Source organism: Massilia sp. NP310 (assembly GCF_019443485.1).
In the GTDB taxonomy this organism is placed as follows: Bacteria; Pseudomonadota; Gammaproteobacteria; order Burkholderiales; family Burkholderiaceae_D; genus Telluria; species Telluria timonae.
The window spans coordinates 5,987,460-6,012,618 of record NZ_CP080379.1; the positions used below are offsets into that span (position 1 = coordinate 5,987,460).

Here is a 25,159-nt window from a genome sequence, read left to right on the forward strand (position 1 = left end):
GGCGTCAGACGAGTTCGAGCTCGATGCCGCGCAGGACCGCGCGCACGCGGTCGCGCACGCCGAGCTTGGACAGGATGCTCGACACGTGGTTCTTGACCGTGCCCTCGCTCACGCCGAGGGCGGCGCCGATCTCGGCGTTACTGAGTCCGCCGGCCATCAGGGCGAGGATCTCGATTTCGCGGCGCGTCAGCCCGGCCGCGCCGGCGGCTGCTGTTGCGCCATGCGTGCGCTGGTAGGATGCCCGCACGCGTTCCGTCATGCCGGGCCGGAACAGGGTGGCGCCGCCGGCCACGGCGCGCAGGCCCTCCGCGAGCCGTTCCAGCGAAATGTCCTTCAGCAGGAAGCCGCGCGCACCAAAGCGCATCGCCTCGAACAGGACCGCGTCGTCGTCGAACGTCGTCAACATGATCGTCGGCGGCAGCGCGGCGCTCTGGCGGCGCAACAGGTCGACCCCGTCGCAGCCCGGCATGCGCACGTCGAGCAGGAGCACGTCCAGCGCGTGCGTGGCCAGCATCGCGCGCGCCGCGTCGACGTCGGCCGCTTCCGCCACCACGCGGATGTCGTCGGTCAGGTCCAGCAGCCCGCGGATGCCGCTGCGCACCAGGGTCTGGTCGTCGACCAGGCCAACGCGGATCATGCCGCGCTCCCGGCCTGCGGCACGCGCATCTCGAGCCTGAATCCCTTGCCCTCATCGGGCCCGCAGCTCAGCGTGCCGCCCAGTTCGGCCAGGCGCTCGCGCATGCCGCGCAGGCCGTTGCCTTCGGCGGCGCCGGGCTTGCCGCAGCCGTCGTCGGCGACGCGGGCAACCGTCATGCCGTCGCGGTTCTCGAGGACGATGTCCAGACGCCTTGCTTGCGCGTGGCGCAGCGTGTTCGTGATGGCTTCCTGGATGCAGCAAAACAGCGCGTGCGCCACCGGCGTCGGCTGGCATGCGGCTGCGGCGTCGACGCGCAGGTCGACCTTCAAGGCCGGAAGCCCCGCGCACAGCATCCGCAAGGCCTGCGCCAGGTCGATCGGGCGGTCGTCGCGCGTGCTGGTGACCACGCCGCGCACCTGGGCCAGCAGATCCTGGCTGACGGCGCGCGCCGTCGGCAGGGCAGGCGGGGCGGCGCTCCCGGCCTGGCGCAGCGCCAGGTCGAGATGCAGGTTCAGGGCCGTCAGGTGGTGGCCGACCGTGTCGTGCAGGTCGCGTGCGATGCGCAGGCGCTCGCTGCCGCGCACGGTGTCGGCCAGCAGCGACTGGGTGGCCAGCACCTGGGCATGGGCGGCAGCCAGCGCTTGGCGCGTGCGGCGCTCGTACAGGACCAGGCGGCCGACGGCGGCGAAGCCGGCGACGACGACGGCGCGCTCGGCGCACAGGTAACCCAGCAGCGACCACTGCGCCGGCTGCGCCTGGCGCTGCGCAAGGTCGAGCACCAGCAGCAGATCGACGCCGGCGCCCAGCAGGTACTGGATGGCCAGCCACGCCAGCGCCGTGCGCAGCGGCAGCAGCATGCCGATCTGGACGGCCACCAGCAGGTGGAAGGGCGTGGAATCGAGCGCCAGCGCGCATGCCATCTGCAGCGCCAGCAGCGCCGCACGCCGCCGTGGCAGGCGGGCCGCGCAGGCGGCGGCGGCCGCCGCCACGGCAAGCACGGCCACCGCCGTCTTGGCGATCGCATAGCACTGGAACACGGCCGGCCGCTGCGCGCCGCCAGTCCAGGCCAGCCAGTCCTGCGTCCCGACGACAGCCGCCAGCGCGGCCAGGCCGATCGGGTTGTGCAGCGGCGCCCGCTCCACGCCGGCGGCCAGGACGGCGGCGATGTCCAGGACCGCGAACAGCAGCGCGGCGACGCCGGCGAACGCCCAGGGTGGAATATGCGGCATGCTGGGGGCGGTGGGCGCGGGCATCATTGTTCGCATGGGGAAAGGGAGCAGTATTTTCGCAGATGCACTGAGGAAAGTCTGCTCGTTCTTGCCGGCGCCATCAGAAGCCGAACTGGACGCCGAGCTGCGCGCGGTTCTGGACGAAGCGGCGGTTCCCTTCGCGCACGCGGCCGTAGTGTTCCAGCTCGGCCGTCAGCGCCACCTGGTCGGACACGCGCCAGGCGACGCCGGCCCCCACCATCGGCTTGACGGCGGTCACGTGGAAGTCTTGCGCGCCGGCGCCGGTGAGCTCGAACCGGTTGCGCGCCACGCCAAGCCTGGCGAACAGGTCGACCGATGCCCCGACGGCGACCTTGCCGCGCAGCGCCGCATAGAGGGCGCTCATGTCGGCGCGCGGATCGGTGGCCACGCCGAAGCGCGCGCCGTCGAAGCGGAGCTTGCCCGTCGTGCCAGCGTAACCGCCCTCGATGGCGAGGTGCCGGTTCAAGTCGTAGCCGGCATAGCCCTTGAACGCGACGACGTCGTTGTCACGGTCGACACGCTGGCCATCGCCGTTGGTGACGCTGGCTTTCGAAGGCCCGACGGCGAGGCCGATGTAGCCGCGCTCCTGCGCGCGTGCGGCGCCGGCGACGGCGAGAATGGCGATGAGGACGGCGGCATGGACGAATTTTTGCATGGTTGTTTTTCCGGTTCTGGTTGAATCGCGGCGCCCCCGAGGCGCTGCGAGTGGGGCGATTATCCGAAGCCGCGCGAAGGTCCGCATGTGCCGAAAGTCAGGATGCGAATCGGTGTCTTTACAGTATCGGGATGATTGCCGGGCGACGCGGGAACGTGTTAGCTTTGTCACCGACCGTCGAACCCATTGATTGACCCACGCATTAGCAACTGATGCCCGGATCTTTTCTAACCGCCGCCCGGTCTTCCTGGCGCACCTTGATCGCTGCACTGTCTCTCGTATTGACGCCGGCGCTGGCCGTGGCGACAGAGAGCAATGTGCAGCAAAGCCCGCGCGCCACGGTGTCGCTGGTGAGCGAATACGCCGCCGTGAGTCCGGGCCAGGCGTTGCGCATCGGCCTGCGCCAGCGCCTGGCGCCGCACTGGCACACTTACTGGAAGAATCCCGGCGACGCCGGTTCGCCGCCGAGCATCACATTCAATGCGCCGCCAGGCGCCACGGTCGGCGAGATCGCCTGGCCGGGCCCCGACCGCTTCATCATCGGTCCGGTCGCCAGCTACGGCTACGAGAACGAGATCGTGTTTCCGATGACCCTGACAGTGCCGCGGGATGCGCGGCCCGGCAGCCAGCTGGTTCTCGAGGCCGATGCCGACTGGGTGGTGTGCGAGAAGGAGTGCATTCCCGAGGAAGGCAAGTTCCGCCTGGCCTTGCCGGTCGAGGCGAGCGCACGTCCGGCCAGCGCGGGGATCCTGGCCGCCTTCAAGAGCGCCGACGCGCGCCAGCCGCAGCCATCTGCCTGGCGCGCCTCGGTGAGCGCCGGCGAATCGACCTTGCAACTGGCGGTCGAGGGCGAAGGCATTTCGCCGGCATCCGTGCGATCGGCGCTGTACTTCCCGGACAGCTGGGGCGTCGTCGACCACGTGGCCGACCAGGCCTTGACGGTGGAAGAGGGCAGGCTCACGCTGGCGACGACCAAGGGCCAGGGCTACACGCCGGGGCCATCCGCCGGCCTGCTGGCGATCACGGACGGCGGGGGACAGAAACGCTGGTTCGCGCTCGAGCTCACGCCGGCAGCCGCCGCTCCCGCGCCCGCCACCGAGGCGCCGGCCACGTTGCCGCTGTGGCAGATGGCGCTGTTCGCCTTCCTGGGCGGCCTGATCCTGAACCTGATGCCGTGCGTGTTCCCGGTGCTGGCGATCAAGGCCACGGCGGTGGCCGCCATGTCGGGCAGCGACCGGCGCGCGGTCCGCCTGTCCGGCCTGTTCTATACGCTTGGCGTGCTGGCCGCCTTCATGGCGCTGGCCCTGGCCCTGCTGGCCGTGCGTCTGGGGGGCAGCGCGGTCGGCTGGGGCTTCCAGTTCCAGTCGCCGCTGTTCGTGGCGGCGATGTCCTGGCTGATGCTGGCGATCGGCCTGAACCTGTCCGGGGTGTTCGACATCGGCGGCGCGCTTTCCGGCGCGGGCCAGGGGCTTACCGAGCGCAAGGGCCATGCCGGCAGCTTCTTCACCGGCCTGCTGGCGGTGGTGGTGGCCACGCCCTGCACCGCGCCGTTCATGGGCGCCGCGATCGGCTCGGCGCTGGTGGCGCCGGCCTACGTCAGCCTGGTGGTGTTCGCGACGATGGGCCTCGGCCTGGCCCTGCCGTTCCTGCTGCTCGGGATGTTCCCGGCGCTCGCCCGGCGCCTGCCGCGGCCCGGCGCGTGGATGGTGACGCTGCGCCAGGCGATGGCCTTCCCGATGTATGCGACGGCCGCCTGGCTGCTGTGGGTGCTGGCCCAGCAGGCGGGCGAGGCAGGCCTGCGCATGGCGCTCGCCGGGCTGGTGCTGGTGGGCCTGGTGGCCTGGCTGGTCGGCCTCGGCCAGCATGGGACCAGGAAGCGCTGGTGGCCGCGCGGGGCGGCAGTGGCCGGCGTGGCCGGCATCGTGGGCCTGATGGCCGCGCTGCATGGCGCCGGGCCGGTGGCCGCAGCAAGCCCTGCGCAGTCCATGCAGGCCGAACCCTACAGCGCCGAGCGCCTGGCAGCCCTACGCGCCGAAGGTAAACCGGTATTCGTCAACATGACCGCCGCCTGGTGCATCACCTGCCTGGTCAACGAGCGCACGACCTTGTCGACGGCCGCCGTCCAGCAGGCCATGCGCGAGCGCGGCGTGGTCTACATGAAGGGCGACTGGACCAACCGCGATCCCGCCATCACGGCGTTTTTACAATCGTTCCAGCGCGACGGCCTGCCGTTTTATGCCTTCTACCCGGCCGGGAAAGAGCCGGTGGTCCTGCCGCCGGTGCTGACCCAGTCCATCGTCACCGAGTCGTTCGAGCAGTAATCATTTACTCACAAGGAGAGATCATGAAAGCTTCCCCACGTCGCGCCATGCTGCGCACCACGGTATCGATGGCCGCCCTGCTGCTGGGCGCCGCTGCGGCGCCGGCGTTCGCCGCGCCCGCCATCGGCCAGCCGGCCCCCGCCTTCACGGCCGTCGACAGCAAGGGCAAGCAGCACAGCCTGGCCGACTACAAGGGCAAGGTCGTGGTGCTGGAATGGACCAACCACGATTGCCCGTACGTGAAGAAGCACTACCAGGCGAACATGCCGGCCCTGCAGAAGCAGGCGCAGGATGCCGGCGTGGTGTGGCTGAGCGTGATCTCGTCGGCGCCGGGCGAGCAGGGCCATGTGGACGGCAAGAAGGCCGATGAACTGACCGCCAGCCGCAATGCCGCACCTAGCGCGGTGCTGCTCGACCCGCAAGGCACGGTCGGCAAGGCGTACGATGCGCGCACCACGCCGCATATGTACGTGATCGACGCGAAAGGCGTGTTGCGTTACGCGGGCGGCATCGACAGCATCGCGTCGGCCAAGCTGGAAGACATCGAGAAGGCCAGTCCGCTGTTCAAGACCGCGATGGAAGCGGTCGTGAAGGGCGGGAACGTGGCCCAGGCCACCACCCGTCCTTACGGCTGCAACGTCAAGTACAAGTCCTGATCAATTGGCGCGGCGCCGGAAGTCGCGCGGCCGGAAGCCCAGCACGGCCAGCACGGCGAAATAGGCGAAGGCGCAGGCGCCGATGATGGCGAGCAGGGCGCCGATGCGCAGGGCCGGCGTCGCCTTCATCGCCGCCCAGTCGAACTGCGCCTGGCCGAACCAGGCGAGAAGCCCCATCACGCCGACCGCGACGGCCAGCTTGATGAAGAACGTCAGCCAGCCCGGCTGCGGCGCATAGATGCCGCGCCGGCGCAGTCCCACGTACAGGCAGGTGGCGTTGATGCAGGCGCCCAGGCCGATCGACAGGGCCAGGCCCGCCACGCCCAGGTCGAGCAGGTACACGAACAGCAGGTTCATCAGCTGGGTCGCGAACAGCACCATGATCGCGATGCGCACCGGCGTCTTGACGTCCTGGCGCGCATAGAAGGCCGGCGCCAGGATCTTCACGAGAATGATGCCGAGCAGGCCGGCGCTGTAGGCCATCAGGGGCATGGCCGAGTTGGCCAGCGCGGCATCGTCGAATTTGCCGTAGTGGAAGAGGGTGGCGATCATCGGCTCGGCCAGCGTCGCCAGGCCCACCGCCGCCGGCAGCGCCAGCAGGAAGGTCAGGCGCAGGCCCCAGTTGAGCAGGGCCGCATACTCTTCGGTATTGCCTTCGCTATTGGCTTTCGACAGCGACGGCAGCAGGATGGTGCCCAGGGCCACGCCCAGCATCGCGGTCGGGAATTCCATCAGGCGGTCGGCATACTGCAGGGCCGAGACGGCGCCGGCCGCCAGGCTGGCGGCGATGCCGGTATTGATCAGCAGGCTGATCTGGGCCGCCGACACCGCGAACACGGCCGGGCCCATCTTTCTGAGCATGCGCCGCACGCCGGCGTCGCGCAGGCCGTGCATCGGGTTGAGCGAGATGCGCGGCAACATGCCGATCTTGACCAGCGAAGGAATCTGGATCGCCACCTGCAGCAGGCCGCCGATGCAGACCGCGATCGCCATCGCATAGATCGGCTGCTCCAGGTAGTTGACCAGCACCAGCGAGGCGAAGATGAAGGACAGGTTCAGCAACACAGGGGTAAAAGCAGGCACCTTGAACTGGCGCCAGGTATTCAGGATGCCGCCGGCCAGGGCCACGAAGGACATGCAGGCGATGTACGGAAACATCATCTGCGTCATGATCACCGAGGCGTCGTAGGCGCCGGGTGTCTCGCGCAGGTCGCCGGCGAGCAGCGTGATCAGGAGCGGGGCGCCGACGATGCCGACGATGCTGGTCAGCACCGTGGCCCAGATCAGGGCGGTGGCGACGTGGTCGACCAGGGTCTTGGTGGCCCCTTCGCCATGCTGGGTTTTATATTCCGACAAGATCGGCACGAAGGCCTGCGAGAACGCGCCTTCGGCGAACAGGCGGCGCAGCAGGTTCGGCAGGCGGAAGGCGATGATGAAGGCATCGGTATAGGCCGAGGCGCCGAAGGCGCGCGCGAACAGGCTTTCGCGCAGCAGGCCGGTGACGCGCGACAGCATGGTCATGCTGGAGATGGCGGCGAGGGTTCTGAGCAGGTTCATGGCGCAAGATTATACTTGGGCAACTCGTCCGTACGGACACGAATGACAGGTATCGGACGGTGCTCCGAAAGGCACAGTAAACCGACAATCTTTGAATTATGAATTGCTCCGAATTGAAACCTTCGCTATAATCGTGGGCTGTACTGAATTCTGTTAGCAGACACTAATCGTTGGGCAGGCACCGCATAGCCAACCCCGGCGCCAGTTTGACAGTCGCTAATGTTTGCAAACGCAACTTGACCCCGATTTAGGAAATTCCATGGCAAATACCGCACAAGCGCGCAAACGCGCTCGTCAAGCAGTTAAGCAAAACGCACACAACTCGTCGCAGCGTTCGACCCTGCGCACCGCAATCAAGGCCGTCCGCAAAGCCATCCAGGCTGGCGACAAGGCTGCCGCGACCACCATCTTCCAGCAATCCGTGTCGAAGATCGACAGCATCGCTGACAAGAAGATCATCCACAAGAACAAGGCAGCGCGTCACAAGAGCCGCCTGGCTGCAGCCCTGAAAGCACTGTCGGCTTAATAGCCCGTTTGCGACGCGGCCCGATGGGCCGCGACGGCAAAGTTCTGTGCAGTTGGAAAGACCCGCCCGACTTCGGTCCTGGCGGGTTTTTTTGCTTGGTGCTTCATTTTTCACGTCCTGGGTTGTCGAACGCTTAAAAACTGGTAAGCCGCGCAAAGCTCGGGCATAATATGGCGCGTCTTATGTCTTATAGAAGACTTGCGGCGCCGACCGCGACGCCGCAGGGTGGATGTGATCACTCCTTTGCGATCTGCCATCCCGGAGTCCGGAGGGGTAGAATGTCCGGCATCAGCGCGGAGCGCCAAGGCGGAGCGCCAAGGTCTTGGCCTGTGGCCAATTGTCAGTTTTATACTCGCGACAGCGTTCGCGACTACCGAGGAAAATGTGCATGAGCAGTGATCAGACCATCATCTACACCCTGACCGACGAGGCGCCGCTGCTGGCGACCCACGCCTTCCTGCCTGTGGTCAGCACCTTCACCAAGCCGGCCGGCATCACGGTCGAGGCCAGCGATATCTCGGTCGCGGCCCGCATCCTGGCCGCCTTCCCGGAGAACCTGACTCCGGAACAGCGCGTGCCCGACGCGCTGGCCGAGCTGGGCAAGAAGACGCTCACGCCGGAAGCCAACATCATCAAGCTGCCGAACATCAGCGCCTCGGTCACCCAGCTGACGGTCGCGATCAAGGAACTGCAGGAGAAGGGCTACAACATCCCCGACTATCCGGCCGATCCGAAGACCGACGAAGAAAAAACCATCAAGGCCAAGTACGGCAAGTGCATCGGCTCGGCGGTGAACCCGGTCCTGCGCGAAGGTAACTCGGACCGCCGCGCACCGCGCGCCGTCAAGGAATACGCGCGCAAGAATCCGCATTCGATGGCCCCATGGTCGCAGGCGTCGCGCACCCACGTCTCGCACATGACCCATGGCGACTTCTACCACGGCGAAAAGTCGATGACCCTCGACGCCGCGCGCGAAGTCAAGATGGAACTGGTCACCAAGAGCGGCCAGACCATCGTCCTGAAACCGAAGGTCGCCCTGCAGGCCGGCGAGATCATCGATTCGATGTTCATGAGCCGCAAGGCCCTGCTGGACTTCTACGAAGCCCAGATCGAAGACGCGCACCAGACCGGCATGCTGTTCTCGCTGCACGTCAAGGCGACCATGATGAAGGTCTCGCACCCGATCGTGTTCGGCCACTGCGTGCGCATGTTCTACAAGGAAGCCTTCGAAAAGCACGGCCCCCTGTTCGACAGCCTCGGCATCAACGTCAACAACGGCATGGCCGACCTGTACAACAAGATCGCCGACCTGCCGTCGTCGCAGCGCGAGGAAATCATCCGCGACCTGCACGCCTGCCAGGAACACCGTCCTGAACTTGCCATGGTCGACTCGGCCAAGGGCATCACCAACTTCCATTCGCCGAACGACGTGATCGTCGACGCGTCGATGCCGGCGATGATCCGCGCCGGCGGCAAGATGTACGGCGCCGATGGCCGCCTGAAGGAAGTCAAGGCCGTCATCCCGGAAAGCACCTTCGCCCGCATCTACCAGGAGATCATCAACTTCTGCAAATGGCATGGCGCCTTCGATCCGAAGACCATGGGCACCGTGCCGAACGTCGGCCTGATGGCCCAGCAAGCCGAAGAGTACGGCTCGCACGACAAGTCCTTCGAGATTCCCGAGGCCGGCGTGGCCAACATCACCGACCTCGCCACCGGCGAAGTCCTGATGAGCCAAAACGTCGAGCAGGGCGACATCTGGCGCATGTGCCAGGTCAAGGACGCGCCGATCCGCGACTGGGTCAAGCTGGCCGTGACCCGCGCCCGCAACTCGGGCATGCCGGCCGTGTTCTGGCTCGATCCGTACCGTCCGCACGAAAATGAGCTGATCAAGAAGGTCAAGGTCTACCTGAAGGAGCACGACACTAGCGGCCTGGACATCCAGATCATGTCGCAGGTGCGCGCGATGCGCTACACGCTCGAGCGCGTCAAGCGCGGCCTGGACACCATCTCGGTGACCGGCAATATCCTGCGCGACTACCTGACCGACCTGTTCCCGATCATGGAACTGGGCACGTCCGCCAAGATGCTGTCGATCGTGCCGCTGATGGCCGGTGGCGGCATGTACGAAACCGGCGCCGGCGGTTCCGCGCCGAAGCACGTGCAGCAGCTGGTCGAAGAAAACCACCTGCGCTGGGATTCGCTGGGCGAGTTCCTGGCCCTGGCCGTGTCGCTGGAAGACCTCGGCATCAAGACCGGCAACAACAAGGCCAAGGTGCTGGCCAAGACCCTCGATTCGGCCACCGGCAAGCTGCTGGACAACCGCAAGTCGCCATCGCCGAAGACCGGCGAGCTCGACAACCGCGGCAGCCAGTTCTACCTGTCGATGTACTGGGCGCAAGAGCTGGCCGCGCAGACCGAGGATGCCGAACTGGCCGCCAAGTTCGCGCCGCTGGCCAAGCAGCTGGGCGAGAGCGAAGCCAAGATCGTTGCCGAACTGCTGGAAGTGCAGGGTAAACCTGCCGACATCGGCGGCTACTACAAGCTGGACGAAGCCAAGGTGGGCGCGGTGATGCGTCCGAGCGCGACCTTCAACGCCGCGCTGCAATCGCTGGTGTAAACCTGAAGCGTCAGTAAAAAACCCGCCGCACCGTGAGGTCGGCGGGTTTTTTCACATCCTTACCTCGGTATATTCACCCGGCATCAATGGGTGCGTCGCCAGCGAAAACGGCCCGATACTGCTGCGCACCAGGCGCAGGGTAGGGAAGCCCACCGCCGCCGTCATCCGCCGCACCTGCCGGTTCTTGCCTTCTTCGAGCGTGATCGCGATCCACGCGGTCGGCTTGTCCTGGCGCGCGCGGATTGGCGGATTGCGCGGCCACAGCCACTCGGGCTCGGCGATGCGCACCGCGCGGCAGGGTTGGGTGACGAAGTCGCCCAGGTCGAGCGGGGCCTGCAGGCGCGCCAGCGCGGCGGCGTCCGGCACGCCATCGACCTGCACCAGATAGGTCTTGGCTTCCTTGTGGTCGGGGTGGGCGATCTTGTGCTGCAGCTTGCCGTCGTCGGTCAGCAGCATCAGGCCTTCGCTGTCGGCGTCCAGCCGGCCGGCCGGATAAATACCTGGAATATCGAGATAATCGGCCAGCGATTCGCGGCCCTCCTGCGGCGAGAATTGGCACAGGACCTGGAATGGCTTGTTAAAGAGAATCAGGGGCATGGGAAAGCGTGTGAACGGATGAGGATAGCTGAGGCATAATGCAGGGCACGCCGATGTCTCGTGGCGGCATGCCGGGCGTCATTGTAAGCCAGTTCGCACCGCCGGCCGCCGCCTTAACTGGAGGAATGGATGGTCCAGCATATCACCGTCCCGGCCGCTGGCCGGAAGATCACCGTCAACGCCGACTTCACCCTGAACGTCCCGGACAATCCGGTCATTCCCTATATCGAGGGCGACGGCACCGGCGTGGACATCACGCCGGTCATGATCAAGGTGGTCGACGCGGCGGTGGACAAGGCCTACGGCGGCGCGCGCAAGATCAGCTGGATGGAAATCTTTGCCGGAGAGAAGGCGACGCAGCGCTACGGTGCGGACACCTGGCTGCCGGACGAGACGCTCGTCGTGCTGAAGGACTATGTGGTCTCGATCAAGGGCCCGCTGACGACGCCGGTGGGCGGCGGCATCCGCTCGCTCAACGTTGCGCTGCGCCAGGAACTCGACCTGTATGTCTGCCTGCGTCCGGTGCGTTACTTCGCCGGCGTGCCGTCGCCGCTCAAGCAGCCGGAAAAGACCGATATGGTCATCTTCCGCGAGAACTCCGAAGACATCTACGCCGGCATCGAATGGGAAGCCGGCTCCGAAGGCGCGCAGAAACTGATCGCCTTCCTTTCCGAAGAAATGGGCGTCAACAAGATCCGCTTCCCTGGCACCTCGGGGCTGGGCATCAAGCCGGTCTCGCGCGAAGGCACCGAGCGCCTGGTGCGCAAGGCGATCCAGTACGCCATCGACCATGACAAGCCTTCAGTGACCCTGGTCCACAAGGGCAATATCATGAAGTACACCGAAGGCGCGTTCCGCGACTGGGGTTACGCGCTGGCGCAGAAGGAATTCGGCGCCGAGCTGTTCGACGGCGGTCCGTGGTGCAAGGTGAAAAACCCGAAGACCGGGCGCGACATCATGATCAAGGATTCGATCGCCGACGCCTTCCTGCAGCAGATCCTGCTGCGTCCGGCGGAATACAGCGTGATCGCCACGCTGAACCTGAATGGCGACTATATCTCCGACGCGCTGGCGGCCCAGGTCGGCGGCATCGGCATCGCGCCGGGCGCGAATATGTCCGATTCGGTGGCGATGTTCGAAGCGACCCACGGCACGGCGCCGAAATACGCGGGCAAGGACTACGTGAATCCCGGTTCGCTGATCCTGTCGGCCGAGATGATGTTGCGCCACATGGGCTGGAGCGAGGCGGCCGACCTGATTATCGGGGCGATGGGCCGGGCGATCGTGTCGAAAAAGGTGACCTACGATTTCGCGCGCCTGATGGAAGGGGCGACCCAGGTGTCGTGTTCCGGCTTCGGCGAGGTCATGATCGAAAACATGTAGGCGTCATTTAATTCGCATGAGGAGAGGCCGTGAGCGAAGCATCGATCACCCAAGCCAAATACGAGAGAATCGGACGTTTTATGTATGCGTTTCAGAGGCATGCCGATCCGGAGCGCTTGCGCGCGGCGGCCGCGACCGGTGTGCTCCCGCCCGACCTGGCCGAGCGTGCGGCGGCGCTGGTGCGCCGCTACGACGAGGCGCTGGAGGCGATCCAGCGCAACAGCCTCGCGGGCACGCTCGATGCGGTGAGCGACGAGCAATTGCAGGCGATTCTCGCCGACGCGCAGGCCTTCGTGCGCGAGAGCGGCTGGACGCATGAACAAGGGCACGACCGGTAGGCGAAAAAAAACCCCGCATGCGCGGGGTTCCTTGCTTCCGGGAGGGGAGAGATTACAGACCCTGGATGTTGGAAGCTTGCTTGCCTTTAGGGCCTTGCGTGACTTCGAATTGGACTTTTTGACCTTCTTTGAGGGTCTTAAAACCGTTCATGTTGATCGCGGAGAAGTGAGCAAACAGATCCTCGCCGCCGTCATCAGGAGTGATGAAGCCAAAGCCTTTGGAATCATTGAACCACTTAACAGTACCAGTTGCCATAAAAGAACTTTCAAATTTAACAAATCACACGAGCCATAAAAGCAAGAAGCTTCTTGCCCCCTCCTCAGCCTGCTCACTTCTTATCAACAAGTACATAAGTACAATGTCAATAACTGCATTGTTGGTGGAATAATCACTGAAGTCAAGCGCTTTTGCGTGCCCATTGCCAAATATTTCCGGACCAACCCATCCACGGTCTTGATTTCCGCAATCGGAACGCCATCTGCGCAAATATCCGAAAACGCGTAAGATGGAAGCACCAGAAAACGAGCTGATGTTTACGCTTGGCACCAACCTCGGAAGTATTAGAATAACCCCATGGCAACGAAGCACGATACTGAACAACTGCTTGAGCGGCAGACCATCAAACCGCCTCCGCTGTACCAGGTGGCGCTACTGAACGATGACTACACGCCGATGGAGTTCGTGGTGGCCGTGATCCAGGAGTATTTCAACAAGGATCGCGAAACCGCAACCCAGATCATGCTCTCTGTTCACCGTCATGGTAAGGGTGTGTGTGGGGTGTTTTCCAAAGATATAGCGTGTACCAAAGTGGAGTTTGTCTTAACGCATGCGCGCAAGGCCGGGCACCCCCTGCAGTGCGTGATGGAGGAAGTATGATTGCGCAGGAACTTGAAGTATCCCTACACATGGCCTTTGTCGAGGCACGACAGGCACGCCACGAGTTCATCACCGTGGAACACCTGCTGCTCGCGCTACTCGATAATCCATCGGCCGCCGAAGTCCTGCGTGCGTGCGCGGTCAATATCGAAGACCTGCGCAAGACCTTGACTAATTTTATCGGTGACAACACCCCGACCGTGCCAGGCACGGGCGAGGTCGACACCCAGCCGACGCTCGGCTTCCAGCGCGTGATCCAGCGCGCGATCATGCACGTGCAGTCGGCTTCGAACGGCAAGAAAGAAGTGACCGGCGCCAATGTGCTGGTCGCGATCTTCGGCGAGAAGGATTCGCACGCCGTCTACTACCTGCACCAGCAGGGCGTGACCCGTCTCGACGTCGTCAACTTCATCTCGCACGGCGTGCGCAAGGACCAGCAGATGGACACCCAGAAGGCGTCCGAAGGCGTGGAAGAAGCGCAGGTCGAAGGCCAGGCCAAAGAGTCGCCGCTGGACCAGTTCACCCAGAACCTGAACAAGGCGGCTGCCGACGGCAAGATCGATCCGCTGATCGGACGCGAGGAAGAAGTCGACCGCGTGATCCAGATCCTGTGCCGCCGCCGCAAGAACAACCCGCTGCTGGTGGGCGAGGCCGGCGTGGGCAAGACCGCGATCGCCGAAGGCCTGGCCTGGCGCATTGTGCAGGAGGACGTGCCCGAGATCCTGCAGAACGCCGTCGTGTTCTCGCTCGACATGGGCGCGCTGCTGGCCGGCACCAAGTACCGCGGCGATTTCGAGCAGCGCCTGAAGGCCGTGCTCAAGCAGATCAAGGACACCCCGAACGGCATCCTGTTCATCGACGAGATCCACACGATCATCGGCGCCGGCTCGGCCTCGGGCGGCACGCTCGACGCATCGAACCTGCTCAAGCCGGCACTGGCCAATGGCCAGCTCAAGTGCATCGGCGCGACCACGTTCACCGAATTCCGCGGCGTGTTCGAGAAAGACCATGCGCTGTCGCGCCGGTTCCAAAAAGTCGACGTCAATGAACCGTCGGTCGAGCAGACCGTGGCGATCCTGCGCGGCCTCAAGTCGCGCTTCGAAGAGCACCATGGCGTGAAATACTCGGCGTCGGCGCTGTCGACCGCGGCCGAACTGGCGGCGCGCTTCATCAACGACCGTCATTTGCCGGACAAGGCGATCGACGTGATCGACGAAGCCGGCGCGGCCCAGCGCATCCTGCCGAAGTCGAAGCAGAAGAAAACCATCGGCAAGACCGAGATCGAGGACATCATCGCGAAGATCGCGCGGATTCCCCCGCAAACGGTCAACCAGGACGACCGCAGCAAGCTGCAGACGATCGACCGCGACCTGCGCAACGTCGTGTTCGGCCAAGACCCGGCGATCGAGGCGCTGTCGGCCGCGATCAAGATGGCGCGCGCGGGCCTGGGCAAGACCGACAAGCCGATCGGCTCTTTCCTGTTCTCCGGTCCGACCGGCGTCGGCAAGACCGAGGTGGCGAAACAGCTGGCCTTCATCCTGGGCATCGAGCTGGTGCGCTTCGACATGTCCGAGTACATGGAGCGTCATGCCGTGTCGCGCCTGATCGGCGCGCCGCCGGGCTACGTCGGCTTCGACCAGGGCGGCCTGCTGACCGAGGCGATCACCAAGAAGCCGCACACCGTGCTGCTGCTGGACGAGATCGAGAAGGCCCATCCCGACATCTTCAACATCCTGTTGCAGGTGATGGACCATGGCACCCTGACCGACAACAACGGCCGCAAGGCGGACTTCCGCAACGTGATCATCATCATGACCACCAATGCGGGCGCCGAAAGCCTGACCAAGCGTTCGCTGGGCTTCGTGGATTCGCGTGCGACCGGCGACGAGATGGCCGACATCAAGCGCATGTTCACGCCGGAGTTCCGTAACCGCCTGGACGCGATCATCAGCTTCCGCGCGCTGGACGAGGACATCATCCTGCGCGTCGTCGACAAGTTCCTGATGCAGCTCGAAGAGCAGCTGCACGAGAAAAAGGTCGAAGCGGTCTTCACCGAGAAGCTGCGCAAGTTCCTCGGCCAGAAGGGCTTCGATCCGGCGATGGGCGCGCGTCCGATGTCACGCCTGATCCAGGACATGATCCGCAAGGCGCTGGCCGACGAGCTGCTGTTCGGCCGCCTGGTCAACGGCGGCCGCGTGACGGTCGACCTGAACGAGAAGGACGACGTGGTCCTCGAGTTCCCGGAAGGCGACGCACTGCCGCCACCGGCGCCGGCAGAGACGGTCGAGATCGAGTGATTGCCCTCGACTGAGCCGGAACGGGGCGGCATGCCGCCTTGTCCAAGCAAGCCCGCACACGAAAGTGTCGCGGGCTTTTTTTGTGTCGCATGACTTTGTCATGGGCAGGTGTAACGCAATCATGATCGGGAGTGGCGCAGCTAAAGTGTGAAAGCCAGACAAAATATCCCCAATTTGGGTACACTATATGAAAGCGACCTTCATCGAACTTCCCCCGTTCGAGCGGCTGCGCAACGCATACTTCGACGACGAATCGTTCAAGGATCTGCAAAGCGAGATGATGAAGGACCCGGTTGCCGGGGCTGTCATCAAGGGCACGGGAGGACTTCGGAAAATCCGGTATGGCGATGAACGGCGTGGCAAGGGAAAGCGCGGCGGCCTGCGCGTCATCTATTTCTGGAAAGATGCCAACGACCAGTTCTGGCTATTCACCGTCTACGACAAGGATCAGGCCGACGATCTCACGGCAAGCGAACGCAGATTGCTGAAACAACGACTTGAGTTGGAAATCAAGGCAAGGAGTACCGAAAAATGACCAAGCGAAATATTTTTACTGAGTTGATGGAAGGCTTCGATGCGTTGGAAGATGCTCGGCAAGGGAAAGTCACCCTACGCGCGACCGAGGTGGAACTGAAGGCGCCGCCTGTCATGACCGCGGCCGGCGTGCGTGCGGTGCGGGAAAAGCTTCGCGTATCGCAACCGGTATTCGCACGCAAATTGCGCACCAATCCGCAGACGATCAAGAACTGGGAGCAGGGTACGGCAAAGCCGAATGCCCAAGCCGCCATTCTCCTCAGCCTGATTGATCGAAACCCCAGCCTGATCGACGACATTGCGGCACTTTGAGGAGACGTGGTTATTTTGAAAACTCAGTGGATTTTTATGCAATAAGATTTATAAAGAACCATGGTAATTCTGGAAATGTGAGTTCATGACGGTGTCATATAACATTTCTACACTCCTCGCATCGTTGTCCCACCTTCTCACGGACCATCAATGCGACTTGCACAGCTCAACACCTCCGCCAAGCTCATCGGCGCCTTCGGCATCCTCTCCCTCGTCATCGTGATCATCGCCGCCGTCGCGGTATGGCGCATGCACGCGGCGGATGTCATCACCTCCAATCTGGTCGACGACAAGCTGGCCAAGCAGCAGCTGGTGTCCGACCTGCTCGGCATCGAACGCCTGAACGGTTCGCGCACCGTCTCGATCGCGCGCAGCGACAGCCTGGAACTGGCCGACTACTTCCAGGCCCAGCTGGCCGAAGGCCGCAAGAACATCGCCGCCATCGAGGAGAAACTGGCCAAGCTGCCGGTGTCGGAACGCGAACGCGCGCTGCTGCAGGATGCGGCCCGTCACAAGGCCGCGCTGGGCACGGTGCAGGAAGCGCTGTTCAAGGCCAAGGACCTGGGGCAGACCGGCCTGGTCGAGGAAATCCTGACCAGGCAATGGGAACCGGGCTACAAGGCCAAGGTCGGCGCTTTCGAAGCCTTGCTCGCCTACGAGAGCAGCGAGGCGCACCGCCTGGCCGACGAGACGAGCGCCGCATCGAGCTTCAGCAAGATCCTGCTGCTGGGCCTGGGCGGCGCGGCGCTGCTGGTCGGCGTCGGCCTGGCCTGGGCCTTGAGCCGCAACCTGGTGGCGCCGCTGCAGCGCGCCGCCATGCTGGCCGAGCAGGTAGCGAAAGGCGACCTGCGTCCGACCATCCAGCACGGGCGCAGCGACGAAATCGGCCGCCTGTTCGACGCCCTCAATGGCATGACCCATGGCGTCTCGAGCACCGTGTCGCAGGTGCTGGTGGGCGCCCAGGCGATCGATTCGGCCTCGAGCGAGATCGCCGAAGGCAACCAGGACCTGTCGACCCGCACCGAGCGCCAGGCCGACGCGCTGCGCCAGACCGTGAGCGCGATGGACGAGTTGAGCGAGGCGATCGCCAGCAACAACGCCAATGCGCGCCAGGCCAATGCCCTGGCCCAGACCGCGTCCGGCGTGGCCACCGAAGGCGCGAGGGCGGTCGAGCAACTGGTGGCGCGCATGGGAGCGATCAAGGCATCCGCCGCGCGCATCGTGGACATCACGGGCATGATCGACAGCATCGCCTTCCAGACCAATATCCTGGCGCTGAACGCGGCGGTGGAAGCGGCGCGCGCCGGCAGCGAAGGCCGCGGCTTCGCGGTGGTGGCGAGCGAGGTGCGCAACCTGGCCCAGCACTCGGCCGGCGCGGCCAAGGAAATCAAGAAGCTGATAGGCGAGTCGTCGAGCGAGATCGAGGCCGGCACCGGCATGGCCGAATCGGCCGGCTCGACCATGCGCGCCATGCTCCAGCACGTGCACGAGGTGGCCGGCATCCTCGGCCAGATCCACACCGCCAGCGCGGGCCAGGCCGACGGCGTCATTCAGGTCAGCAAGTCGATCGCGGAGATCGACATGTCGACCCAGCAGAACGCGGCGATGGTGGAAGAAGCCGCCGCAGCGGCGGCCTCGATGCGCCAGCAGGCGGCGGAGTTGTCGGCGCTGGTGGCGACGTTCAAGTTGCGCAGCGCGCTGGCCGCGTCGGAGCAGCCGCATCAGCGCCTGCTCGAAGCGGCTTGATCGACGTTCAGATCGCGGCCAATGCGCGGCGCAGATCCTCGCGCTGGTCGTCGATGTGCTCGATGCCCACCGACAGGCGAATCAGCCCGTCGCCGATGCCGAGTTCGGCGCGCTGCTCCGGCGGAATGGTGGCGTGGGTCATCAGGGCAGGATGCTCGATCAGGCTTTCCACGCCGCCCAGGCTCTCGGCCAGGGTAAACACTTCGCAGGCCTCCAGGAAGCGCCGCGCGCCGGCGATGTCGGTGTCGAGGTCGATCGACACGATGCCGCCGTAGCCGTGCATCTGGTGGCGCGCCAGCGCGTGCTGGGGATGCGATTCCAATCCCGGGTAGTACACTTTGCGCACTTGCGGCTGCTGCTCGAGCCAGCTGGCCAGCAGCAGGGCGTTGGCGTTGCTGCGCTCGACGCGCAGGGCCAGCGTCTTGATCCCGCGTAGCACCAGGAAGCTGTCGAACGGGCCCTGGATGGCGCCCACGGCGTTCTGGATGAAGCCGAGCTTCTCGGCCAGCCCGGTCTGGGCGTCGCCGGCGCCGACCACGGCCACGCCGCCGATCACGTCCGAGTGCCCGTTCATGTACTTGGTGGTCGAGTGCACCACGATGTCGAAGCCGTGTTCCAGCGGGCGCTGGTTGATCGGACTGGCGAAGGTGTTGTCGCACACGCTGATGATGCCGCGCGCGTGGCAGACGCCGGCGATCGCCGTCAGGTCGGCCAGCTTGAGCATCGGGTTGGTCGGGGTCTCGACCCACACCATGCGCGTCTCGGGCCTGATGGCGGCGGCCAGCGCGTCGGGGTCGGACAGGTCGACGTAGCTGAACGACAGGCCGGCGCTGTCGCGGCGCACGCGCTCGAACAGGCGGTAGGTGCCGCCATACATGTCGTCGCCGGCCACGATGTGCGAGCCGGCGGGCAGCAGCTCGAGCACCGCCGCGATCGCGGCCAGGCCGGACGCGAAGGCGAAGGCGGCGCGGCCGCCCTCGATGTCGGCCACGCAGCGCTCGAGCGCCCAGCGCGTCGGGTTGTGCGAGCGGCCGTAGTCGAGGCCCTTGTGCACGCCGGGGCTCTCTTGCCGGAAGGTCGAGGTGGCGAAGATGGGCGGCATCACGGCGCCGGTGGCCGGTTCGGGCGCCTGGCCGCCGTGGATGACACGGGTGGCCAGATGGCGCTTGAATTCGATTGGATTGGTCAAGACAGGGTCCTTCGCAGATGGTTGAGCAGGTCGTAGCGCGTGATCAGACCGTAGAAGGTCGGCCCGTCGGCGATGACGGCGGTCAGGCCGCGGTCGAGGATCTCGCGCAGCTGGCCCATGCTCGCCGCCGGATGCAGGGTTTGCAGTTCGGTCGTCATGGTGCCGGACACCGGCGCATTGAAGCGCGCGGTATCTTGCGTCACCTGGTGCAGCAGGTCGGATTCGTCGATCAGGCCCAGCAGCCGGCCGCCGGCGTCGACCACCGGCAACTGCTGCAGGTCGCTCGAGCGCATGCGGTTGAAGGCGGTGAGCAGGGTGTCGTCGGGCGACAGCGTGATGACTTCGCCGGCATCGTGGCGGCGGCCGATCAGGTCGCGCAGGTCGCCCGTTTTCGGCCGCGTGATCAGGCCCTGGTCGACCATCCAGCCGTCGCTGTACACCTTGGAGAGGTAGCGGGTGCCGGTGTCGCAGACGAAGGTGACCACGCGCTTGGGGCGGGTCTGCGCGCGGCAATAGCGCAGCGCGGCCGCCAGCAGGGTGCCGGTGGAGGAACCCGCCAGGATGCCTTCTTGCTGCAGCAGCAGGCGCGCGGTCGAGAAACTCTCTTCGTCGCTGATGGTGTAGGCGGTTTTGACGCGCGACAGGTCGGCGATGCCGGGGATGAAATCCTCGCCGATGCCCTCGACCGCCCACGAACCCGCGTGCTGCGAGACGTGGCCGGTTTCGACGTACTCGGCCAGGATCGAACCCTTGGGGTCGGCCAGGACGAATTCGAGCAGGGGCTGGGTCTTTTTGAAATAGCGCGACAGGCCGGTGAGGGTGCCGCTCGAGCCGACGCCGACCACGATGGCGTCGAGCTTGTGGTTGGTCTGGTCCCAGATCTCGGGGCCGGTGGTGGTTTCGTGGGCGCGCGGATTGGCGGGATTGTTGAACTGGTCGGCGAACCAGGCGCCGGGAATCTCCTTGGCCAGGCGCGCCGCGTAGTCCTGGTAATACTCGGGATGGCCCTTGCCGACGTCGGAGCGGGTCAGGTGGATCTCGGCGCCGAGCGCCTTCAGGTGCAGGACTTTTTCGGCCGCCATTTTGTCGGGCACGACCAGCACCACGCGGTAGCCCTTGATGCGCGCCACCAGCGCCAGGCCCAGGCCGGTATTGCCGGCCGTGGCCTCGATCACGGTGCCGCCCGGCTGCAGCAGGCCGTCGTGCTCGGCCTGCTCGATCATGGTCTTGCCGATGCGGTCCTTGATGGAGCCGCCCGGGTTCTGCGATTCGAGCTTGAGGAACAGCTGGCAGGGGCCGGTGTCGATCCGGGTGACTTCCACCAGCGGGGTATCGCCGATCAGCGAAAACAGTGCAGCTTGCGACGCATGTTGCATATTGCCTCCGTTAAGCCGACCAGCCGGCGCGGGTAGCGCAAGAGACCGCGGCAGGCCGGCGTGCTACGACGAACTGGCGCGGGTAGGCGCCAGCACTTTAAAGATTCATGATACGAGTTTTTGTCGAGCGCTGCTTTGGATCAGCTTAAAGTTTTGTTAAGAGCCCTCGGCCTTGAGACGGCGCCACAGGGTGGTGCGGCTGATGCCCAGGTGCTGCGCGGCAAGATCGCGCTGTCCGCCGAAGCGGGCCAGCACGGCCGCCACCGACTCGCGCGCCGCACCGGGCGTGGGCAATGCGTCGACGGCCGGCGCCGCTTGCCGCCCCAGTTCCGGCGCCACCGACAGCATGAAGGCCGGCGTGAGCGCCTGCAGCGGCTCGGCCGCCAGGAACAATGCGACCCTTTCCATCAGGTTGCGCAGCTCGCGCACATTGCCCGGCCAGGCATAGGAAGCGAGCAGGGGCGCGCACGCCTTGACCTCGGCCGCCAGGTTCGGATGCGGGCGCGCATCGAGCGCGGCCAGCGCCTGCTTCAATGACCATTCGGCCAGCGGCGCGATGTCCTGCGCCCGCGCGCGCAGCGGCGGCAGGGCCAGGCGCAGCACCGCCAGCCGATAGAACAGGTCGGCCCGAAAACGTCCCTCGCGCACCCGCGCTTCGAGGTCGCAGTGGGTGGCGCTGATCACGCGCACGTCGATCGGCACCGGGCGCGTGCCGCCGACCCGCATCACCTCGCGTTCCTCCAGCACGCGCAGCAGGCGGGTCTGCAGGGCCAGCGGCATTTCGCCGATCTCGTCCAGGAACAGGGTGCCGCCGTTGGCGGCCTCGAACAGGCCGGCGTGGCCGCCGCGGCGCGCGCCGGTGAACGCGCCTTCCTCGTGGCCGAACAGTTCCGACTCCAGCAAGGACTCGGCGATCGCCCCGCAGTTGACCGCCACGAAGGGGCGGTTGGCGCCACGGCGCGGGCTTTCGCGGTGGATCGCCTGGGCCACCAGTTCCTTGCCGCTGCCGGTCTCGCCCTCGATCAGGACGGTGCTGGGCGAGCGCGCGTACAGCACCACGGTCTGGCGCAGGCGCTCCATCGCGGGCGAGTCGCCGCGCAGGTCGTTCATGCCGCGCCGCGCGCGTTGTTCGGCTCCCTTGCGCCGTCCGCGGCCGGCCTCGAGCCGGGTCAGGCGCGCCAGCTCGAGCGCGTCGTCGAAGGCCTGGCGGATCGAGGCCGCCGAATACAGGAACACGCCGGTCAGCCCGGCTTCCTCGGACAGGTCGGTGATCAATCCGGCGCCGACGATCACGGCGATGCCCTCGGCCTTGAGCTCGTGCACCGCGGCGCGCGCATCCTCGCGCGTGACGTAGGTGCGCTGGGCCAGGTCGAGGCCGAAGGTGGCGGCGAAGTCGGCCAGTTCCGGCAGCGGCGCCTGGTAGCTGATGACGCCGATCCGGTGCGACACGCGGCGCGCGCGCGCCAGCGCCTTCAGCACGTCGAAGCCGCTGGCCTTGGCCGCCACCACCGGCACCGACACGCGGCCCTTGAGCCAGGCGGCGTTCGAGCCGGCCGCGATCACCACATCGCAGTGCTCGACGGCAAGGCGCTCGCGGATATGTTTCGCAGCCTCGTCGAAACCAAGATGCAGCGGTTCGATCGAAGCTAAATGGTCGTATTCGACGGTGATGTCGCGGAACAGCTCGGACAGGCGCGAGACGGAGACGGTCCAGATGACCGGCTTGTCGCCGGCCTCCAAGGGGGAGCGAGGTGCATTCATGTTTCAAGTCTAGTGCATTTTTCAGCGCCAAGTTTCAATTTGAAACGTCGTGACCTAAGCGAACGAGCGGTCAATTACTTCCATGCCGTAAGAATCCGGTAAGGGGCCGGCCGTAGGATGGGTCTCAGCCGCAAAGGCAATACCAGAAAAATCAGGAGACAAAATTGGATCAAGACGTCGTACAAAGGGTCAAGAGCGACCCGAATTACCTCAAGCTCAAAGAGACCCGTTCCCGGTTCGGCTGGACGCTGACCTGGGCCATGATGATCGTGTACTACGGCTTCACGCTGCTGGTCGCCTTCAACAAGGAGTTCATGGGTTCCCGCATCGGTGAAGGCGTCATGACCTGGGGTATTCCCCTGGGCCTGTTCGTCATCGTGTTCACCGTGGTCATCACCGGCATCTACGTGCGCCGCGCCAACCGCGACTACGACGAACTGAGCGACGCCATCAAAGCGAAAGTGGGGGCATGATGAAGCGCTTCCATACCGCAGCCGCAATTGCCCTGCTGGCCGCCGCGGGCATCGCCCAGGCCGCCCCCGACCTCGGCCAGGGCGTCAAGCAAGCCACCAACTGGACCGCCATCATCATGTTCGGCGTGTTCGTGCTGGGCACCCTGTACATCACCAAATGGGCTGCCGCCAAGACCCGTTCGGCATCCGACTTCTATACCGCCGGCGGCGGCATCACCGGCTTCCAGAACGGCCTCGCGATCGCGGGCGACTTCATGTCGGCCGCGTCCTTCCTGGGCATTTCCGCCGCCGTGTTCCTGGACGGCTTCGACGGCCTGATCTATGCGATCGGCTTCCTGGTCGGCTGGCCCGTCATCACCTTCCTGATGGCCGAGCGCCTGCGCAACCTGGGCCGCTTCACCTTCGCCGACGTGGCCTCCTACCGCTTCGCCCAGAAGCCGATCCGCGTGTTCGCGGCTTCCGGCACCCTGGTCGTGGTGGCCTTCTACCTGATCGCGCAGATGGTCGGCGCCGGCCAGCTGATCAAGCTGCTGTTCGGCCTGGACTACTGGATCGCGGTGGTGCTGGTCGGCATCCTGATGATGGTCTATGTGCTGTTCGGCGGCATGACCGCCACCACCTGGGTGCAGATCATCAAGGCCGTGCTGCTGCTGTCGGGCGCCTCGTTCATGGCGTTCTCGGTGCTGGCGCAATACAACTTCAGCCCGACCCAGCTGTTCCAGAGCGCCACCGAGCTGCACGCCAAGGGCGAAGCCATCATGGGCCCGGGCAGCTTCATCAAGGATCCGATTTCCGCGATTTCCTTCGGCATGGCGCTGATGTTCGGCACCGCCGGCCTGCCGCACATCCTGATGCGCTTCTTCACCGTCCCGAGCGCCAAGGAAGCGCGCAAGTCGGTGCTGTGGGCCACCACCTGGATCGGCTACTTCTACATCCTGACCTTCATCATCGGCTTCGGCGCGATCGTGCTGGTCGGCACCAACCCGGCCTTCAAGGATGCTGCCGGCGCACTGCTGGGCGGTAACAATATGGCGGCGGTCCACCTGGCGCAAGCCGTGGGCGGCGACGTCTTCCTGGGCTTCATCTCGGCCGTGGCCTTCGCGACCATCCTGGCGGTGGTGGCCGGCCTGACCCTGTCGGGCGCCTCGGCGGTCTCGCATGACCTGTACGCCACCGTCATCAAGAAGGGCCAGGCCACCAGCGCCAACGAGCTGAAGGTGTCGAAGATCACCACCATCTGCCTCGGCATCATCGCCGTGCTGCTGGGCATCGCCTTCGAGAAGCAGAACGTCGCCTTCATGGTGTCGCTGGCCTTCGCGATCGCTGCCTCGGCCAACTTCCCGGTGCTGTTCATGTCGGTGCTGTGGAAAGACTGCACCACCCGCGGCGCCACCGTGGGCGGCTTCCTGGGCCTGGCGACCGCGGTCGTGCTGACCCTGCTGTCGAAGTCGGTCTGGGTCGACGTGCTGGGCAACAGCGCCGCGATCTTCCCGTACGCCTCGCCGGCGATCTTCTCGATGGCGGTCGGCTTCTTCGGCATCTGGATCTTCTCGATCACCGACAAGGGCCCGCGCGCCCGCATCGACCGCGCCGGCTTCGAGGCGCAGGAAGTGCGCGCCGAGACCGGCATCGGTGCGGCGGGTGCTTCGGCGCACTAAACCGCAGTCGAGTATGTAAAAAAAGGGGGCGGCCTGTGAGGGCCGCCCCCTTTGTTATTTACCCGACGTCGCATCCCACGGCCCGATGCTGAAGGCCGCACCTTCGATGTGGCGGACAGCGGGTTCGCCGGCGAGGTAGCCCTGCAAGCCCGCCATGAATGCCTGGTGGTCGTCGCTGGTTTCGAAGTTCGGAGTGTGATCTTCCAGCGTCTGCCAGCGCACGATCAGTGTGAATTGTTGCGGCAGCTCGATCCCGGGCGCCAGCAAATGGCCCCGATAACCCTTGGCGCGGGTGAGCAGATGAGCGACCTCGGCGAATGCATGTCTGAAGCCGTCGGTGTGTTCAGGCCGGACGAGCAGGGTGGCGATTTCGTAAACCATGATATTCCTTTCGAA

Annotated in this window: 23 protein-coding genes; 13 read left to right on the top strand and 10 right to left on the bottom strand. The window is 65.3% G+C overall.

The window, feature by feature from the left end; translation table 11 throughout:
* Positions 1 to 4: 4 nt before the first annotated feature.
* From KY496_RS26480 to KY496_RS26490, 3 genes are all read right to left on the bottom strand, one after another.
* Positions 5 to 637: a response regulator transcription factor gene (locus KY496_RS26480; RefSeq protein WP_219863155.1), complete on the bottom strand. Its 633-nt coding sequence runs from the start codon at positions 635 to 637 to the stop codon at positions 5 to 7.
* Positions 634 to 1,866 carry a sensor histidine kinase gene (locus KY496_RS26485; protein ID WP_219863157.1) on the bottom strand — a complete coding sequence of 411 codons (1,233 nt, stop codon included), beginning with the start codon at positions 1,864 to 1,866 and terminating at the stop codon, positions 634 to 636. The genes KY496_RS26480 and KY496_RS26485 overlap by 4 nt, the downstream gene beginning before the upstream one ends.
* Positions 1,867 to 1,966: 100 nt before the next feature.
* Entirely contained in the window at positions 1,967 to 2,542 is a 576-nt protein-coding gene (locus KY496_RS26490) for a porin family protein (protein WP_184234480.1), read from the bottom strand.
* Positions 2,543 to 2,799: 257 nt separating this feature from the next.
* Between KY496_RS26490 and KY496_RS26495 the strand changes: the two genes are divergently transcribed.
* Positions 2,800 to 4,863, top strand: a complete 2,064-nt coding sequence (locus KY496_RS26495) for a protein-disulfide reductase DsbD (protein ID WP_229520377.1) — start codon at positions 2,800 to 2,802, stop codon at positions 4,861 to 4,863.
* Between the two features lie 23 nt (positions 4,864 to 4,886).
* Positions 4,887 to 5,519: a redoxin domain-containing protein gene (locus KY496_RS26500; protein ID WP_184234471.1), complete on the top strand. Its 633-nt coding sequence runs from the start codon at positions 4,887 to 4,889 to the stop codon at positions 5,517 to 5,519.
* Here KY496_RS26500 and murJ read toward each other — a convergent pair whose 3' ends face one another.
* Positions 5,520 to 7,076 carry a murein biosynthesis integral membrane protein MurJ gene (murJ, locus tag KY496_RS26505; protein ID WP_219863160.1) on the bottom strand — a complete coding sequence of 519 codons (1,557 nt, stop codon included), beginning with the start codon at positions 7,074 to 7,076 and terminating at the stop codon, positions 5,520 to 5,522. It lies immediately after the preceding gene.
* Between the two features lie 259 nt (positions 7,077 to 7,335).
* Here murJ and rpsT point away from each other — a divergent pair, with 259 nt between their 5' ends.
* Both rpsT and KY496_RS26515 read left to right on the top strand, forming a co-directional pair.
* Positions 7,336 to 7,602, top strand: coding sequence for a 30S ribosomal protein S20 (rpsT, locus tag KY496_RS26510; protein WP_005669248.1), 267 nt, complete (start codon positions 7,336 to 7,338; stop codon positions 7,600 to 7,602).
* A gap of 388 nt (positions 7,603 to 7,990) precedes the next feature.
* Positions 7,991 to 10,222 carry an NADP-dependent isocitrate dehydrogenase gene (locus KY496_RS26515; protein WP_219863162.1) on the top strand — a complete coding sequence of 744 codons (2,232 nt, stop codon included), beginning with the start codon at positions 7,991 to 7,993 and terminating at the stop codon, positions 10,220 to 10,222.
* A 51-nt stretch (positions 10,223 to 10,273) separates the two neighbouring features.
* Here the strand turns inward: KY496_RS26515 and KY496_RS26520 are convergent, their stop codons facing one another.
* Positions 10,274 to 10,819 (bottom strand): pseudouridine synthase, encoded by a 546-nt coding sequence (locus KY496_RS26520; RefSeq protein ID WP_219863164.1) that lies wholly within the window; start codon positions 10,817 to 10,819, stop codon positions 10,274 to 10,276.
* 129 nt (positions 10,820 to 10,948) lie between these two features.
* On the opposite strand from KY496_RS26520, the gene icd reads away from it, so the two are divergent.
* Together icd and KY496_RS26530 are read left to right on the top strand one after the other, a co-directional pair.
* Positions 10,949 to 12,202: an NADP-dependent isocitrate dehydrogenase gene (gene icd / locus KY496_RS26525; protein WP_219863165.1), complete on the top strand. Its 1,254-nt coding sequence runs from the start codon at positions 10,949 to 10,951 to the stop codon at positions 12,200 to 12,202.
* 29 nt (positions 12,203 to 12,231) lie between these two features.
* Complete coding sequence (locus KY496_RS26530) at positions 12,232 to 12,540, top strand: hypothetical protein (protein ID WP_184234462.1); 309 nt, start codon at positions 12,232 to 12,234, stop codon at positions 12,538 to 12,540.
* Between the two features lie 52 nt (positions 12,541 to 12,592).
* Here the strand turns inward: KY496_RS26530 and KY496_RS26535 are convergent, their stop codons facing one another.
* On the bottom strand, positions 12,593 to 12,796 hold the full coding sequence (locus KY496_RS26535) for a cold-shock protein (protein WP_005669258.1): 204 nt from the start codon (positions 12,794 to 12,796) through the stop codon (positions 12,593 to 12,595).
* Positions 12,797 to 13,114: 318 nt separating this feature from the next.
* Between KY496_RS26535 and clpS the strand changes: the two genes are divergently transcribed.
* The 5 genes from clpS (at position 13,115) to KY496_RS26560 (ending at position 18,306) form a co-directional block, all read left to right on the top strand.
* Complete coding sequence (gene clpS / locus KY496_RS26540; protein ID WP_005669260.1) at positions 13,115 to 13,417, top strand: ATP-dependent Clp protease adapter ClpS; 303 nt, start codon at positions 13,115 to 13,117, stop codon at positions 13,415 to 13,417.
* On the top strand, positions 13,414 to 15,714 hold the full coding sequence (clpA, locus tag KY496_RS26545; RefSeq protein WP_071363564.1) for an ATP-dependent Clp protease ATP-binding subunit ClpA: 2,301 nt from the start codon (positions 13,414 to 13,416) through the stop codon (positions 15,712 to 15,714). The genes clpS and clpA overlap by 4 nt, the downstream gene beginning before the upstream one ends.
* Positions 15,715 to 15,901: 187 nt before the next feature.
* The gene (locus KY496_RS26550) at positions 15,902 to 16,249 is read left to right on the top strand and encodes a hypothetical protein (RefSeq protein WP_005669263.1); all 348 of its coding nucleotides are present in this window, start codon (positions 15,902 to 15,904) and stop codon (positions 16,247 to 16,249) included.
* Positions 16,246 to 16,560 carry a DNA-binding transcriptional regulator gene (locus KY496_RS26555; protein ID WP_005669264.1) on the top strand — a complete coding sequence of 105 codons (315 nt, stop codon included), beginning with the start codon at positions 16,246 to 16,248 and terminating at the stop codon, positions 16,558 to 16,560. The genes KY496_RS26550 and KY496_RS26555 overlap by 4 nt, the downstream gene beginning before the upstream one ends.
* 150 nt (positions 16,561 to 16,710) lie before the next feature.
* A complete protein-coding gene (locus tag KY496_RS26560; RefSeq protein WP_219863167.1) occupies positions 16,711 to 18,306 on the top strand; it encodes a methyl-accepting chemotaxis protein in 1,596 nt (531 codons plus the stop codon).
* A gap of 7 nt (positions 18,307 to 18,313) precedes the next feature.
* Here KY496_RS26560 and KY496_RS26565 read toward each other — a convergent pair whose 3' ends face one another.
* The 3 genes from KY496_RS26565 to prpR all read right to left on the bottom strand — a co-directional run bounded on the left by KY496_RS26565 (position 18,314) and on the right by prpR (position 22,632).
* Positions 18,314 to 19,495, bottom strand: a complete 1,182-nt coding sequence (locus tag KY496_RS26565) for a PLP-dependent aspartate aminotransferase family protein (RefSeq protein WP_005669267.1) — start codon at positions 19,493 to 19,495, stop codon at positions 18,314 to 18,316.
* A complete protein-coding gene (locus KY496_RS26570) occupies positions 19,492 to 20,871 on the bottom strand; it encodes a cystathionine beta-synthase (protein WP_219863169.1) in 1,380 nt (459 codons plus the stop codon). The genes KY496_RS26565 and KY496_RS26570 overlap by 4 nt, the downstream gene beginning before the upstream one ends.
* Positions 20,872 to 21,027: 156 nt before the next feature.
* Complete coding sequence (prpR, locus tag KY496_RS26575) at positions 21,028 to 22,632, bottom strand: propionate catabolism operon regulatory protein PrpR (protein WP_219863171.1); 1,605 nt, start codon at positions 22,630 to 22,632, stop codon at positions 21,028 to 21,030.
* 164 nt (positions 22,633 to 22,796) lie between these two features.
* Between prpR and KY496_RS26580 the strand changes: the two genes are divergently transcribed.
* Both KY496_RS26580 and KY496_RS26585 read left to right on the top strand, forming a co-directional pair.
* The gene (locus KY496_RS26580) at positions 22,797 to 23,105 is read left to right on the top strand and encodes a DUF485 domain-containing protein (RefSeq protein WP_005669270.1); all 309 of its coding nucleotides are present in this window, start codon (positions 22,797 to 22,799) and stop codon (positions 23,103 to 23,105) included.
* A complete protein-coding gene (locus KY496_RS26585; protein ID WP_177185614.1) occupies positions 23,105 to 24,763 on the top strand; it encodes a cation acetate symporter in 1,659 nt (552 codons plus the stop codon). Before KY496_RS26580 ends, KY496_RS26585 begins: the two co-directional genes overlap by 1 nt.
* 54 nt (positions 24,764 to 24,817) lie before the next feature.
* On the opposite strand, the gene KY496_RS26590 is transcribed toward KY496_RS26585, so the two are convergent.
* Positions 24,818 to 25,144 carry an antibiotic biosynthesis monooxygenase gene (locus tag KY496_RS26590; protein ID WP_005669272.1) on the bottom strand — a complete coding sequence of 109 codons (327 nt, stop codon included), beginning with the start codon at positions 25,142 to 25,144 and terminating at the stop codon, positions 24,818 to 24,820.
* Positions 25,145 to 25,159: the final 15 nt, after the last annotated feature.